Annotated in this window: 14 protein-coding genes; 7 read left to right on the top strand and 7 right to left on the bottom strand. The window is 56.3% G+C overall.

The window, feature by feature from the left end:
• The first annotated feature begins 241 nt into the window (after nucleotides 1-241).
• From ACLI1T_RS11280 to ACLI1T_RS11310, 7 genes are all read left to right on the top strand, one after another.
• Nucleotides 242-1,957 carry an ATP-binding protein gene (locus ACLI1T_RS11280; RefSeq protein WP_349852943.1) on the top strand — a complete coding sequence of 572 codons (1,716 nt, stop codon included), beginning with the start codon at nucleotides 242-244 and terminating at the stop codon, nucleotides 1,955-1,957.
• A gap of 69 nt (nucleotides 1,958-2,026) precedes the next feature.
• Nucleotides 2,027-4,546: an aminopeptidase N gene (pepN, locus tag ACLI1T_RS11285; RefSeq protein ID WP_411702701.1), complete on the top strand. Its 2,520-nt coding sequence runs from the start codon at nucleotides 2,027-2,029 to the stop codon at nucleotides 4,544-4,546.
• Between the two features lie 93 nt (nucleotides 4,547-4,639).
• The gene (locus ACLI1T_RS11290) at nucleotides 4,640-5,188 is read left to right on the top strand and encodes an RNA polymerase sigma factor (protein ID WP_411702702.1); all 549 of its coding nucleotides are present in this window, start codon (nucleotides 4,640-4,642) and stop codon (nucleotides 5,186-5,188) included.
• Between the two features lie 132 nt (nucleotides 5,189-5,320).
• Nucleotides 5,321-6,247, top strand: coding sequence for a thioredoxin-disulfide reductase (gene trxB, locus ACLI1T_RS11295; protein WP_411702703.1), 927 nt, complete (start codon nucleotides 5,321-5,323; stop codon nucleotides 6,245-6,247).
• 7 nt (nucleotides 6,248-6,254) lie between these two features.
• The gene (gene trxA / locus ACLI1T_RS11300) at nucleotides 6,255-6,578 is read left to right on the top strand and encodes a thioredoxin (protein ID WP_411702704.1); all 324 of its coding nucleotides are present in this window, start codon (nucleotides 6,255-6,257) and stop codon (nucleotides 6,576-6,578) included.
• A gap of 82 nt (nucleotides 6,579-6,660) precedes the next feature.
• Nucleotides 6,661-7,842 (top strand): N-acetylmuramoyl-L-alanine amidase, encoded by a 1,182-nt coding sequence (locus ACLI1T_RS11305; protein WP_034659476.1) that lies wholly within the window; start codon nucleotides 6,661-6,663, stop codon nucleotides 7,840-7,842.
• A gap of 141 nt (nucleotides 7,843-7,983) precedes the next feature.
• A complete protein-coding gene (locus ACLI1T_RS11310) occupies nucleotides 7,984-9,345 on the top strand; it encodes an MFS transporter (RefSeq protein WP_411702705.1) in 1,362 nt (453 codons plus the stop codon).
• 75 nt (nucleotides 9,346-9,420) lie between these two features.
• Here ACLI1T_RS11310 and ACLI1T_RS11315 read toward each other — a convergent pair whose 3' ends face one another.
• Genes ACLI1T_RS11315 through rpmH form a run of 7 tightly spaced genes read right to left on the bottom strand, consistent with a single transcriptional unit; the run spans nucleotide 9,421 to nucleotide 13,753 of the window.
• Nucleotides 9,421-10,461 (bottom strand): ParB/RepB/Spo0J family partition protein, encoded by a 1,041-nt coding sequence (locus ACLI1T_RS11315; protein ID WP_284622764.1) that lies wholly within the window; start codon nucleotides 10,459-10,461, stop codon nucleotides 9,421-9,423.
• Nucleotides 10,462-10,467: 6 nt separating this feature from the next.
• A complete protein-coding gene (locus ACLI1T_RS11320) occupies nucleotides 10,468-11,316 on the bottom strand; it encodes a ParA family protein (protein ID WP_349852948.1) in 849 nt (282 codons plus the stop codon).
• A gap of 10 nt (nucleotides 11,317-11,326) precedes the next feature.
• Complete coding sequence (gene rsmG, locus ACLI1T_RS11325; protein WP_034659477.1) at nucleotides 11,327-11,926, bottom strand: 16S rRNA (guanine(527)-N(7))-methyltransferase RsmG; 600 nt, start codon at nucleotides 11,924-11,926, stop codon at nucleotides 11,327-11,329.
• A 33-nt stretch (nucleotides 11,927-11,959) separates the two neighbouring features.
• Nucleotides 11,960-12,943: a membrane protein insertase YidC gene (gene yidC, locus ACLI1T_RS11330; RefSeq protein WP_023024601.1), complete on the bottom strand. Its 984-nt coding sequence runs from the start codon at nucleotides 12,941-12,943 to the stop codon at nucleotides 11,960-11,962.
• Nucleotides 12,944-12,956: 13 nt separating this feature from the next.
• The gene (gene yidD, locus ACLI1T_RS11335; RefSeq protein ID WP_239269565.1) at nucleotides 12,957-13,238 is read right to left on the bottom strand and encodes a membrane protein insertion efficiency factor YidD; all 282 of its coding nucleotides are present in this window, start codon (nucleotides 13,236-13,238) and stop codon (nucleotides 12,957-12,959) included.
• Entirely contained in the window at nucleotides 13,226-13,606 is a 381-nt protein-coding gene (gene rnpA / locus ACLI1T_RS11340; RefSeq protein WP_349852949.1) for a ribonuclease P protein component, read from the bottom strand. The genes yidD and rnpA overlap by 13 nt, the downstream gene beginning before the upstream one ends.
• Nucleotides 13,607-13,609: 3 nt before the next feature.
• The gene (rpmH, locus tag ACLI1T_RS11345) at nucleotides 13,610-13,753 is read right to left on the bottom strand and encodes a 50S ribosomal protein L34 (RefSeq protein ID WP_005275994.1); all 144 of its coding nucleotides are present in this window, start codon (nucleotides 13,751-13,753) and stop codon (nucleotides 13,610-13,612) included.
• Between the last annotated feature and the right edge of the window lie 672 nt (nucleotides 13,754-14,425).

A 14,425-nucleotide genomic window follows, 5' to 3' on the forward strand; every position in this document is an offset into this window, starting at 1 on the left:
ATTCGCGAGTTAGCACCCCCGCCGGAAGTAGCAGTTTGCCCAAAATATCGAAGTTAGGCTGGGTTTTTAAAGAAATTCCTAGGTCCCTCGTTTACGACCCTGGAATCGCCGCGCGATTTTAAGGTAAACAACTTCAAACAACTTGCTACTCTTCTGACCAGCACATCTGTTGTAATCGAATAATTAAGCTTCGAGGAGTTGTGCACAAGTTGTTTGAAACAACTTGTGCTAGCATTCATTTATGTCTGAGGCAGAATTGCAGGCCGTTTACGCAGCTCTCAAAGCTATCGAGGAAGGTGCTACCGCCGATAGCCAAGAGAGTCAGGTTTTGGACTTCAAAGAAGATCCCGCAACACATCCACAGAATCGAAACCCAGATGCTTCACTTACTGAATTCCTCATTGATGAAACCATATGCTTTTCCAACGCGAACGACGGGGTTTGCCATATCGTCTTGGGCGTTTCAGATAAAAGGGCAGGTGCCGCAGCTTTTACCGGAACCTCACGCAGCATCGAATGGATTGAGCAGAAAATATTTAATGGTACTCAACCTGGAATCAGAGTAGAAGGAACTGAACTTAACTATTGCGGTCAGCGGCTTATTTGTCTGCGAATTCCCAAGGGGTTGACACTTTACCAACGCCCGAAAGGGCAGGCCAGCATTCGCAGAGGCACCTCGTGCGTGCCACTTTCTGAAGAAGAGCGGCGCTCCATCGCCTTTCAGCGCGCAAATCCGGACTTTTCTGCAGCTGAGTCCCGATATTCTTTCGAAGATTTGGATGCTACAGCCATCGATCAAGCGCGCCGGCTCCTCAAAAAAGCACGATCGGCTTCAGGTTCCTTAGATCGAGTACCCCACACGACCAATGAACTACTTTCCGAGCTCGGTCTTCTCACCCGCGATGGTCAGTTAACCTACGCCGCAGAAATCCTGTTCATTACTCCAGCCAACAGTCGAACTACCATCAGACACTTGGCCCGTGAGGTACCTGGAGGAGATCCCCAGGCCACGGAAATATCTGCACCTTTGATCACCGCCTACCTGAGGCTAAAAGAGCTCGTAGCAACCGCAGCACGAACAGAAGTTGCACGCGTGACCTTCCCAAATGGGCAAGAGATTTCTATCCCAGCCTTTCCTGAGACCGCAGTGGACGAGGTCATTTCTAACGCTCTCGCACACAGGGATTGGGATGCTAGTAGTGCAGTAGTCATTGACCAATCACCGACAGCGCTTACTGTGTGGTCACCAGGACCGTTGCCAGTGGGAGTCACAGAAAAGCGAATCTTAACTACTCAATCGATTCCCCGCAATCCGCGACTCATGGCTGCCTTAAGAATGCTGGACCTTGCAGAGGAATCTTCACGGGGTTTCGACCGCATGTGGGCAGCGATGTTAGCTAGTGGACGCCATACCCCGGCTTTGCATACAGCGGAGAATTTTGTCGAAGTAAGCCTATCTTCTGGTGAGGTAGACAAGGACTTTGTCTATGCGTTAGCTAAATTAAACGACCATTACCCGGACAAGGCGTTCGAAAGTATCAATGGGTTACTTATCGCACGCCAACTCATGGATCACAAGATTTTGCTCAACCGATCCACAGCCGCTCTAATGCAGGTCACCGAGCAAGAAGCCCAAGATATTCTCCAGTGGTATTCGTCTATTGGATACCTGGAAAGGCTTCGGAACGCCGGGGAATGGATCCTGTCTGGTGACGCGAGGAAACTCATGGGATTGAATAAACAAGGAGCAATTTCATCGGCCTCAGTGCAAGATTGGATTTTGGCACAGCTTGAAGCAGGCGAAGTACTCTCCGCACGGGAGACGGCCGAGGAACTAGGTGTCGACAGAAAGATGATAACTGATATCCTGCGCCATTTGAAAAAAATGGGACAAGCCACGATCGATCCATCGGGCCCACAAAGAGGCAGTAATTCTCGGTGGATTGTCGCCGGTTGAAATGCTCGTCGCAGATTCAGGAGCACATCTTCCTGAGCCCAGCTTCTGCGGTAACTATAGTTTCTAACTATGATGACACAACGCGATAAAACCCAACACGAGCTGCTCCAGGAGCGCGCTGCAGCAGTAGACCTGCGGGCATACCACCTGCACCTGGATTTATCTCAGGTGAAGGAAAGCCCGACGTTCGGCGCGACGAGCCGCATCGAGCTCACCACCACCGAGCCCGAGCTTTTCCTGGACTACCTGGGAGAATCGGTAGAGCAGGTAACGGTTAACGGTCAGGCGCAGGACGTCGACTTTGATGGCAGCATTATCCACCTCCACGGGCTACCGGTGGGGGAGGAGCTAACCATTGAGGTCACTGGCGCCTCGCGCTACTCGCGTACGGGCCAGGGTTTGCACCGCATGCACGACCAGGCCGATGACGCGACCTATCTGTACTCGCACCTCGAGCCTTCCGATGCCCGCCGCATCTTCCCCTGCTTTGAGCAGCCGGATCTCAAGGCACCGTTCCATGTCACCATGACCGCGCCGAAGGACTGGCAGATCCTCTCCAATCAGCCCGAGATCGGGCGCGAGGAGCACGGGGACAATGCTACGGTTCGCTTCGCACCCACCCCGCCGCTTTCTACATACCTCACCTCTTTTGCCGCTGGGCCATATAAGTATCAGGAACGCATCTGGACCTCGCCGGATGGCGATCACTCCGCGCAGCTGCGCGCCTTTGCCCGCGCCTCCATGTTTGAATACTTGGACGAGGAGATTCTGGAACTTACCGCGCAGGGCATGGACTATTTCCACGAGAACTTCGGCTTTGCCTACCCTTGGGGCAAGTACGATTCCATCTTCGTGCCGGAATATAACCTCGGCGCCATGGAGAACCCGGGCCTGGTGACCTTTACGGAAAGCTATATCTTCCGCTCTAAAGCCACCCGCAGCCAGAAGGCCGCTCGCGCAAATACCATTCTGCACGAGATGTCCCACATGTGGTTCGGCGATCTTGTCACCCCGCAGTGGTGGGACGATCTCTGGCTCAAGGAGTCCTTTGCCGAGTTCATGGGCGCCGATGCCTCCGTGCACGCCACCGCCTACGAAGAGGCCTGGGTCAACTTCGCCGGCCAGCGCAAAAACTGGGCTTACCTGCAGGATCAGCTTCCCACCACACACCCCATCAAGGCCGAAATCCCAGACGTCGATGCCGCGCGCCAGAACTTCGATGGCATTACCTATGCCAAGGGCGCGGCGGTGCTCAAGCAGCTCGTGCACTACGTGGGCCGCGATAACTTTTATGCGGGGGCGCGGGATTACTTCCAGGAGCATGCGTTTGCCGCGGCCACCTTCGATGACCTGCTCACGGCCCTGAAAAAGCACACTGACCGCGACCTCGATTCCTGGTCAAAGGCATGGCTGCGTACCTGGGGTCCGGATACCCTCACCCCGGAGATGCACACGGAGGGTGAGAAGATCACCGAGCTCGCGGTGAGCGCCGAGGCCGAGGATACGACCCGCCCGCACCGCCTGAGCGTGGCGCTTTTTGATGCCCACCTGAACAAGTACCGCGAGTTCGACATCGACCTTCCCGCCGGCGGCCACCGCACCATCGTGGATGAGGCGGCGGGGGAGAAAGCCCCGGCATTGCTGCTGCTTAACGATGCCGACCACACCTACGCCAAGGTCCGTTTCGACGATGCTTCGCTTACCACCATTAGCGATCACCTCTCCGAGGTCCAGGATGGCCTTAGCCGCGCGGTCATCTGGACCTCGTTGTGGAACCTCACCAGGGACGGGGAGTGGACTGCGGAGGAGTACGTGGGGGTCGTCGCCAAGCACGCGCCCGCAGAAACCAATGCGACGCTGCTGACCACCGCTTACGGCAATGCCCACTTTGCCATCCAGCACTACGTGGCCGAAGATCGCCGCGAGCAGGTGCGCGCCAAATTCGCCGATGCGCTGTGGGAACAGCTCGCCGCCGCGGATCCGGGCTCCGATGCGCAGCTCATTTTGGCCCGCACCGCCATTGCCGCGCTGGCCGCAACGCCGGAGGCCTCCGGTACCGAGCGCCTGCGTGACCTGCTCGCTGGCACGGTAGAGGGCCTGCGCCTCGATCCGCAGATCCGCTGGTCCATCCTGCGCGTCCTTGCCGCCCGCGACGCCGTCGCACTGGATGAGTTAGAGGCAGAAAAGCAGCGGGATAATACTCTGACCGGCGCCGCCGAATTCTTGGGCGCTAGCCACGCCTTCCCCACGCCGGAGACCAAGCGGGCCGCCTTCGATAGCGCGCTGACGCCAGGGGAATATTCCAATGCGGAGGTCGATGCCCTGCTGGCCGGCTTCAACGCCCCACGCTCGGCAAAGCTGCAAGAAGAATTCGCCGAAGAGTTCTTCCGCCACGTCGAAGACATCTGGGATAACCACCCGATTGAGATAGCCAACCGGCTGATCCGCGGACTCTATCCGGAAACTTCCATGGCGGAGTCCGCCACCACGGATCTCCTGCACAAGGATCTGCCGGGTGCGTTGCGTCGCGTGCTTCTGGAGTGCCGCGACCACCTGCGCCGCACCCTGCGCGTGCGCGCCCAACAGTAGGCGGTCAATAGACTGTACCGCCGCCGGCTCGCGCCGGAGTTCTCCCCGGGTCACAATTGCTTTAACACTTGTTGATCCGGGGGGAATCTACAGATGCCATTAAGTCCTGACCACAGCGACGAAGAATTAGTTGATGCTTTTATCGAGGGGGATTATAAGGCCTTTTCCGCCATCGTGGAGCGCCACCGCAAGCGGCTGACCACTGTGGCGCGGCGTTATACAAGGAATGAATACGATGCGCAGGATGTCGTACAAGAAGCCTTCCTGCGCGCTAGCTGCAATCTCCATAGCTACCGGCGGGAATCTGCCTTAAGCACGTGGCTGCACCGCCTGGTTAAAAACACCGGCTACGACTATTTAAATCACCGCGCTAATAGGGAAAACGCCTCGCTCGATAGCGATGATTTTGCTGATGATCGCAATCCACTGCTGGCACACAATCCATCCGAAAACCTGGCGGAACAGCTCGTCGTCCGCGAGGCCATGGAGCTTTTAAGGCAAGACCAGCGCGAAGCACTCATGCTTACCGATGTCGCCGGGTTCCGCGTCAACGAAGTCGCCACCGCCCAAGGCGTAAAACCCGGCACCGTTAAATCTCGCCGGGCACGCGCGCGGGAGGTACTGCGCGAAGCCATCGGTTAACTACATCTCGATATCGCATCATTCTTGCATCAATTTCGCAGCCGCTAGCCTTTGCAATATGAACGTTTCGCAATCTGGCGGGTAGACTCTTGACGTTACGCAAAATGACACTGTGATTTTAGGGAGTTAGCAATGACCGTCCACGATGTTGCCATCGTAGGTTCCGGACCTGCCGGTTATACCGCCGCGCTTTATGCCGCTCGTGCTGAACTCAGCCCCATTGTATTCGAGGGATTTGAATACGGTGGCGAATTAATGAACACCACCGAGGTAGAGAACTACCCGGGCTTCCAAAAGGGCATCATGGGCCCAGAGCTCATGGAAGAAATGCGGGCACAGTCAATCCGCTTTGGTGCGGATCTGCGCATGGAAGTCGTCGACTCCGTTGAATTGGAGGGCGATATTAAAAAGCTCCACGTGGGCGATGAGGTTTTTGAAGCCCGCACGGTAATCCTCGCCACCGGCGCCGCACCGCGCCACCTTGGCATTCCCGGTGAGGAAGAGCTCTCCGGCCGCGGTGTTTCTACCTGCGCTACGTGCGATGGCTTCTTCTTCAAGGGCCACAACATCGCCGTCATCGGCGGCGGCGATTCCGCTATGGAGGAAGCTACCTTCCTGACCAAGTTCGCGGAGTCAGTCACCATTGTCAACCGCTCCGAAAACTTCCGCGCCTCCAAGATCATGTTGGACCGCGCCCAGGACAACGAGCAGATTAAATGGGAGACCAATAAGGTTGTCGAGCGCGTCCTTGAGGATGACGGCAAGGTCGGCGGCCTAGAGCTCAAGGACGTTGAGACTGGGGAAACCTCCACCTTGGACGTAACCGCCATGTTCGTTGCCATTGGCCACGATCCGCGTTCGTCCTTCCTCAACGGCCAGGTGAAGCTCAATGATAATGGTTACGTTGAGGTTGACCAGCCCTCTACTAAGACCACTCTGCCAGGCGTTTTCGCTTGCGGTGACTTGGTAGATGATCATTATCAACAGGCCATCACCGCTGCAGGTTCTGGCTGCCGCGCTGCCATGGATGCGGAACAATTCTTGGCTGCAAACCGTTAGATCCAGTATGAGCAACGTCAAAAAGGTAACCACTGAATCATTCCGTTCTGATGTCATCGAGGCGGATAAACCCGTCGTCGTGGACTTCTGGGCGGAATGGTGCGGGCCATGCAAGAAGCTGTCTCCGATCTTGGAAGAGGTCGCAGATGAGCTCGACGGTGAAGTCACCATCGCCCAGGTCAACGTCGATGAAGAACGAAACCTTGGTGCCATGTTCCAAATCATGTCCATCCCAAATGTATTGATTTTCAACAATGGCGAGAAGGTCGACGAGTTCGTCGGTCTGCGTTCTAAAAATGACATCGTGGCGCAAGTGAAAAAGCAGTTATAACTGTTACTCTTGTTACTAAAGTTACCAAGTAGGAAATCTGCCATGCGGCCTAAAGTCCTAGGCCGTGGAAGGGGTGAAAGGCGTGAATCGCGTTCTTCGGGTTGGTGATTCAAGTGTGCGCGTAGCTGAAGCTCGCGCCACCTTGGCTCGCCTTGGCCTCTTATCAGATTTCACGGGCGAACTGTCTGCGTGGAAAAAGCAGAAGTACTCCGAGACTGATAAGACCTTTGACGCCGATCTCGCTGAAGTGCTCAAGGCATTCCAGCAATCGCGCGGCATCCTCCCAACGGGAGAGATCGACGATCTCACCCTGCGCGAATTGCGCCAAGCCTCTTATACCCTGGGCAGCCGCGTATTGAGCTATGAACCCACCAATCCATTGGTGGGCGATGACATTTCGCAATTGCAGCAACAACTGCAAGAGCTCGGTTTCTATCAAGATCGCGTCGATGGTCATTTTGGCCGCAATACCCACGCCGCTTTAACCGAATACCAGCACAATTGCGGGCTGCAGGAAGACGGCGTGTGTGGCCCCGCGACTATTCGCGCGCTCAGCTTGCTCGGCCGCCGCATCACCGGCGGTTCCGCGCACAATATTTTGGAGCGCGAGCGCGTGCGCAATGCGGGTCCAAAGTTGGCGGGCAAGCGCGTGGTCATTGACCCTGCACTAAGTGGCCGGGACTCCGGCTTCACGGTCAAGGGCCGTTTTGGTGATATTTCTGAGCAAGAAATCCTTTGGGATCTCACCCAACGCATCGAAGGCCGCATGATCGCCGCCGGCATGGAAACAATTATTTCGCGCCCCCGCACCGATGATGCGGACGTGCAATCCCGTGCCGAGCTGGCCAATGCCTTCGATGCCGATATGGTCATCTCTTTGGCGTGCGATTCTTATCCCAACGAGAAGGCCCACGGCGTAGCCACGTTCTACTTTGGTTCCGAATCCGGAAACTCCTCACTCATTGGTGAAACCCTTTCCGGCTTCATCCAGCGTGAAATCGTGGCGCGCACCGATCTGCAGGACTGTTCTAACCACGGCCGCACCTGGGATCTTTTGCGCCTGACGCAGATGCCGGTTGTTCAGATATTTTTGGGTTACCTCACTAATCCTGAGGACGTCAAAATCCTTACCAACCCGAAGCGCCGTGACGATATTGCAGAAGCAATCGTTATCGCCGTCAAGCGCATGTACCTCATGGAGCAAGACACCGCCATTACCGGTACCTACAAATTCTCCGAGCTTCTCCAAGCGGAGCAGGCTTAACCTGCACAGGCTGGAGCGCACCGAGCGGGCTTAATCACTGGCCGCCGCGCACGATTAACTGCGTTATCTTGTACCAATAGAATTCATTCGATTAGTATCAGTCCAAGCTATTGATATCTACCAATTGAATGGATTCCTATAATGGGCAGCTCAACCTCCGCCCCTATTTCTAGAAAAGAAACGCGCCGCGTAGTAGCTGCCACCACAATCGGAACTGCGATTGAATGGTACGACTACTTTCTCTATGCTGCCGTCGCCGGCTTGGTATTTAACCAAGTGATGTTCGGCCCCTTAGAAGGTGGGGTAGCCAGCATCATTTCCTTCGCCTCCGTGGGCCTATCCTTCCTTTTTCGCCCCCTTGGCGCTTTCCTGGCCGGACATTTTGGTGACCGCCTTGGTCGCCGCCTTGTCCTCATGGTCACCCTTTTTGCCATGGGTGGGGCCACCACGCTAATCGGCCTTCTGCCTACCTACGATACGGCGGGAGTATGGGCTCCGATCCTGTTGATTTTCCTCCGCATCGTTCAGGGCATCTCTGCCGGGGGAGAGTGGGGGTCAGCGGTACTACTTGCAGTTGAGCATGCTCCCAACGATAAGCGCGGCCTCTTCGGTGCTGGACCACAGATCGGAGTCCCCATCGGCCTGCTGATGTCCTCTGGCGTGCTGTCCATCATGAATATGATCGCGCCAGGGGATGCCTTCCTTGAATGGGGTTGGCGCGTGCCGTTCTTGCTTTCCTTTGTCCTCGTCATCATCGGTTACGCCATCCGCATCGGCGTGGATGAATCACCGGTCTTTCAGGAGATCTCAGATAATAAGAAACGCGAGGCGGCAAACCCCATTGGGATCCTTTTCAAGCGGTACTTCCCGCTTGTCCTCATCGCAGCCCTAGTCTTTGCCGGCAATGGCACCGTGGGCTATATGACCACCGGTGGCTATATCCAAAATTACGCCACCAACCCCGAGGGCCCGGTCTCGCTCGCGCGTGGCGATGTCCTCAATGCCGTCACCCTATCCGCCTTCACGTGGCTTATCTTTACCCTTTTCGCCGGCTGGTTATCGGATTATATCGGGCGCCGCGCGACGTATCTCATCGGATTTGTCATTCAAGCAATCGGCGCAGCGGCCCTTTTCCCGCTGGTAAATACGGCGTCCCTAGGATTGCTTTATGCCGCACTCATCTTCCTGACGGTCGGGCTCGGCTTAACCTACGGTGCACAATCTGCCATGTACACCGAGCTTTTCCCAGCATCCATTCGCGCTTCGGGCGTATCGATTACCTATGCCATCGGTTCCGTTCTCGGCGGTGCCTTCGCCCCGATGATCGCGGCCGCGTTGGTAGAAGCAACGGGCACGACCTTTGCGGTATCCATCTATCTTGTCTCCGCAAGCATCGTCGGATTTATTGCAGCCCTGCTCCTGCGCGAGCGCAAGGGCATTCCGCTTGGCGCCGAACACGAGGAAGAACAAGCCAAGGGCCACTTCATCTTTTCTAAAAAATAGTGCCCTCGCTCTAAAGAGGAGGGCACTAACTTTGGGAATTCGGCAGGCACCTGGGGAACCTGCCACAGGAGCAGGTTATTTATCCCGCTCCATCAGCGCCATGATGCGCTCGAAATCCTCCTGGTCGCCGAATTCTACGACCATCTTGCCCTTGCGCTTACCCATGGTCACGGTGACCTTAGTATCGAAACGATCTGAGAGGCGCTCGGCCGAGTCGGTGAAAAATTGCGGCTGTGGTACCTGGGACTTCTTCTTATTCTCCGCGGGTTTCCCGTCGCGCTTATAAAGCGTCACGGCTTCCTCGGTAGCGCGCACGGACAGGCCCTCTGAAATAACCCGGTCCGCGATGTAGTCCATCGCTTCCTTATCGTCAAGGCCCAAGATAGCGCGGGCGTGACCGGCCGAGAGGGTGCCTGCGGCGACTCGCTTCTGCACGTCCACCGGCAACCGCAGCAGGCGGAGCATATTGGTCACCTGCGGGCGCGAGCGGCCAATGCGGTCCGCTAATTCGTTCTGGGTTACTCCGAACTCTTCCAAGAGCTGCTGATAAGCGTGTGCCTCTTCCAAAGGGTTGAGTTGGACGCGGTGGATGTTTTCCAGCAGGGCATCGCGCAGCAGGTTGTCATCTTTGGTGTCGCGCACGATGGCAGGGATGGTGGCCAAGCCAGCCTTGGAGGAGGCGCGCCAACGACGCTCACCCATGATGAGCTCGAATCCGCCCTCCTCGGAGGGGCGGACCACGACCGGCTGCAGGAGGCCGAACTCGCGGATGGAGTGAACCAGCTCGCTGAGCTCATCTTCGTCAAAAACGGTGCGCGGCTGCTTGGGGTTGGGGACGATTTCCCCCACGGAAATCTCGCGGTAAGTCGCACCGATTGCTGCCGGCGTAGCTTGCCGCTTCTTGGAGGACTTGGACCCAGAGCCCTGTTGGATGGTGGGAGCGCCCTTTACGCGCTTCTCGCCGCGCGCCTTGCGCTCACTACTTCCCGTGGAATTTCCCAGGATAATATCTGCGGCGGAATCACCCAGCCGTGGTTTGCGGGTGGGTGCGTCGGGGCCGGACGGGATGAGAGCGGCTAGGCCTTTGCCTAGGCCACCTTGCTTTTGTTCTGCCATGAAATCCTATCCTTCCAATTCCGCATAAATTTCGGGGCTCACGCCAATCGCTCCCGTGGTGGGATGCGGGCGATAATCACCGCGCCTGTTGAGCTCGCGAGCCGCGGCGAGGTACGCCCGTGCGCCGGTGGACGAAGGGGCGTAATCAATCACCGTGGTCCCGTAACCAGGCGCCTCTGAGACGCGCACTGAACGCGGGATGACGTTGCCCATGACAACGGCGCCAAATTGCTCGCGGACGTTATCGGCCACATCTTCGGCCAAACGTGTACGTGCATCATACATGGTAAGGAGCACCGCAGAGATATGCAGATCTTCATTGAGGTGCTCACGAATCATCGTAATATTGCCCAATAACTGGCCCACGCCCTCCAGTGCGTAGTACTCACACTGGATAGGAATGATGACTTCCTCCGCGCACGTCATGGCATTGATCGTCAACAAACCCAAAGAAGGCGGGCAATCAATAAAGACGTATTCAAAGCCGTGTTCTTCTAGGAACCCGTTATGGAGGGCATCGTAAAGCCGAAACTCGCGGCGCACGAGAGATACCATCTCAATTTCCGCGCCGGCAAGATCGATAGTCGCGGGGATGCAAAAAAGGTTGGAATTATGCGGGGAAGCCTGCATGGCCTTTTCCGCAGTGCAATCGCCCAAGAGCAATTCATAGCTGGAATCGGTTCCTGAGCTATGTTCCGCGCCCATGGCGGTCGATGCGTTTCCCTGGGGGTCAAGGTCAATGACCAATACCTTCTTGCCTTCAGTAGCAAGGGCTGCGGCCAAGTTGGCGGCGGAGGTGGTTTTACCTACGCCGCCCTTCTGGTTAGCAATGGTGATAAGGCGCGGATTAGTCATGCCGTCTACTTTAGTTCACGCGCGGGACACGGATAATCGTGGTTCCGTGAACGGTCGTGACCTCGGCCTTTCCGCCGCCGGCCTTCTTAATATCCGCGGCATCGCGCTCCAGCTCTTCGTGTACTGAAGAACCTTTCAGCGCGATCATTTCCCCGCCTTTGCGCACCAAGGGAAGAGACCACTTTGCCAGTTTTCCCAGGGGAGCTACCGCACGGGAGGTCACGACGTCCGCGCCGGCCACTGCCTTTTTAATGGGGCCTTCTTCGGCGCGCCCGCGCAGCACGGTGACGTTATCTAATCCCAGCTTTTCGGTCACCTCATTGAGGTAGTTATAGCGCTTCAAAAGCGGCTCAATGAGCGTGATGTGCAGGTCTGGGCGAGCGATGGCCAGCGGGATGCCGGGCAATCCGGCACCAGAGCCGACATCGATAACCGTGGCGCCTTCCGGAATGACTTGTTCAATAACTGCGCAGTTTAAGATGTGGCGCTCCCATAGGCGCGGTACCTCGCGCGGGCCGATAAAACCACGAGTGGACCCGTCTGTAGCGAGCGAATCGTGGTATTCCTGCGCGAGCGGCAGGCGAGAGCCAAATACTGCAGACGGGTCCATCTCGGACACTATGAGAATCTCCTCAGTAGCTGTTTAGTTGTCGTTCTTCCGCTGTTTCTTCGTGCGGTTGTCTTTCTTGCGAGCGCCAGGCTTTGGAGCGGTAGTGCGCTTGGCCTCAATCTTAGCGGCCTCTTCCTCTTCTTCTTCGCGGTCCATCTTGCCGTAGATGATGCGGGTCTGGAAGAAGGTCCACACGGTGTTGGACAGCATGTAGAACAGCAAACCGATGGGCCAGATGAAGCCGGAAAAGATCAGCATTGCGGGCATGACCCACAGCATCATCTTGGACATCATGGCCATCTGCTGCTGCATCATTTCCGCATTCTGACCCTGCGGGGCGGAAGTCTTGCCCTGGGCGCGGCGCTTTTCTTGGCGGTTCAGGCTCATGCGCGCGTTAAAGTGCATCAGCACCACAATGACGGCAATCATCGGCACAATGATGAACGCCGCCTGGGTGGTAGTGGTAACGCCTTCCACCAGGGGCGAGTTCAGGCGGAGGTTAGTAACCAGCGGAACGCCAAAGATCTTGGCATCCAAGAACTGCTGGACGAGCTCCGGTTTAAAGATGTAGTTCGCGGTATTGGCGTTGGCCTCAATGGACATCGGTTCGCCGCTGGGGTGTCCAATGCCGCCGGCTACAGCAACCGTGCGGTCGAACGAGCGCAGCACGTGGAAAAGACCAATGAACATTGGAATCTGCACCAAGACCGGAAGGCAGCCGGCCATCGGGCGAACGCCAGATTCCTTATAAACCTTCTGCATTTCCTGCGCGGCTCGAGCCTGATCGTTGCCGTACTTCGCGCGGATTTCCTGCACCTTGGGCTGGATTTCCTGCATCTTGCGTGAAGATCGAATCTGGCTCACGGTGGGCTTGACCATGAGCGCCTTCAGCGTCCAGGTCAGCAGCACGATGGCCAAAATCCACGTAATGCCCCATGCGGGATCCATTACGAGGGATAGCAGCCAGTGCCAGAACCATAAAACGGCCGAAATTGGCCAGTAAATGAAATTAAGCACGAGTGTTTAATCCTCAGTTGTTGTTGGTGACCGGTACCGGGACTGGATCGAATCCGCCCGGATGCCAGGGCCCACATTTGCACACCCTAGCCATTGCCATCGCCGTACCTTTAAACGCGCCATGTCTGGACAACGCCTCTAAAGCATAAGCACTGCATGTCGGTTCGAACCGACAGGTTGATACCATCTTAAGGCCCGAGACATGTTTTTGGTAGAAACGAACCGCTTTAACCAACGGTGCGGCCAGTCCGGAGGCTGCAGGAATTTCTTCCCCACGGGTATTTAAATATCCCATTGCTTGCGCAGCGCCTTAGTAATATCTTTTTCTAATTGCTCACTGGTGGCGGTCGCGCTTGCAGGTAGCGCACGAATCACAACATCCACGCCCGCTGGGAGCTTGGGGATGAGCGTCATGCACACATGGCGAAGCCGCCGGGAGGTGCGGTGGCGTACCACTGCATTCCCGACGGCTTTAGAAACAATGAGGCCGAATCGCGGCCCGGTGGCCGCGATCTCGGCCGGATTGCCCATGGTGCCAGTGGAATTCGCACTCATGGTGTCGCGCGCATGCACGACGACGGTGCGAGTGCCCTGCCGGCGACTGCCCTTCATCGTCCGCCGAAATTGCGGCGGCGATGTGAGCTTGTGGTGGGCTGGCAGCATGACTTATGCGGACAGCTTTGCGCGGCCCTTCTTGCGGCGAGCGGCCACAATTGCACGACCGGAGCGGGTGCTCATGCGAGTACGGAAACCGTGCTTACGTGCACGGCGACGGTTGTTCGGCTGGAACGTGCGCTTACCCTTTGCCACGTCAATTCTCCTTGAAGTTGTACGTGGACATACTGCCGCCGCAAAACGGCAGCACATCCACTGATGAATGGATTCCATGAACCTGACGCGTCACTGTTATCTAAACGCTCGGCGAGCTCTGGTAAGCCCTGCCAATGCGAAGTGACGCTGTCCTGTTCACGCGCAACTCTCTGTTGCAATAGACCATGCCAGATTACGTGATTTAAACCGCTGGAAACAAATCGACACTCGGGTACACCCGAAATTACATAAGTGTTTTTTCCTGCAGCTAGAAGGCCAGTTTTGGCGCTCATCCTGCGGCTAATCCAGCGCGTCGCGATGGTCCATAGCCGCTTGCATTTTAAGTATAAATCTTCCGTTAGACACACCCGCCTTCGCGGCGGTAGAACTAAGTAATCGAATTCCACAGCTAGCAAACCGTTGTGGATAACTCTAAATAACCACTTGAGAGTTTTAGTATTTCCGCAGTACAACGCTATAAAGTGGTCTATCACAAGTTATCCACAGCCATGCACTAAGCTGTGAATAACTATTTCTTCCACACCTGTGGATAACTCTGTGGAGATCGAGGTGACTCGATAAAAACCACTGTGAAACCGCGGTGGAATCCACCGTGGAATTTGTTATTTACTGTCCACCCGTCCCCGAGAGAATTATTGAAGGTAGCCCGTT

Origin of the sequence: Corynebacterium tuingiense (assembly GCF_046718165.1) — a bacterium.
Taxonomy (GTDB): Bacteria; Actinomycetota; Actinomycetes; order Mycobacteriales; family Mycobacteriaceae; genus Corynebacterium.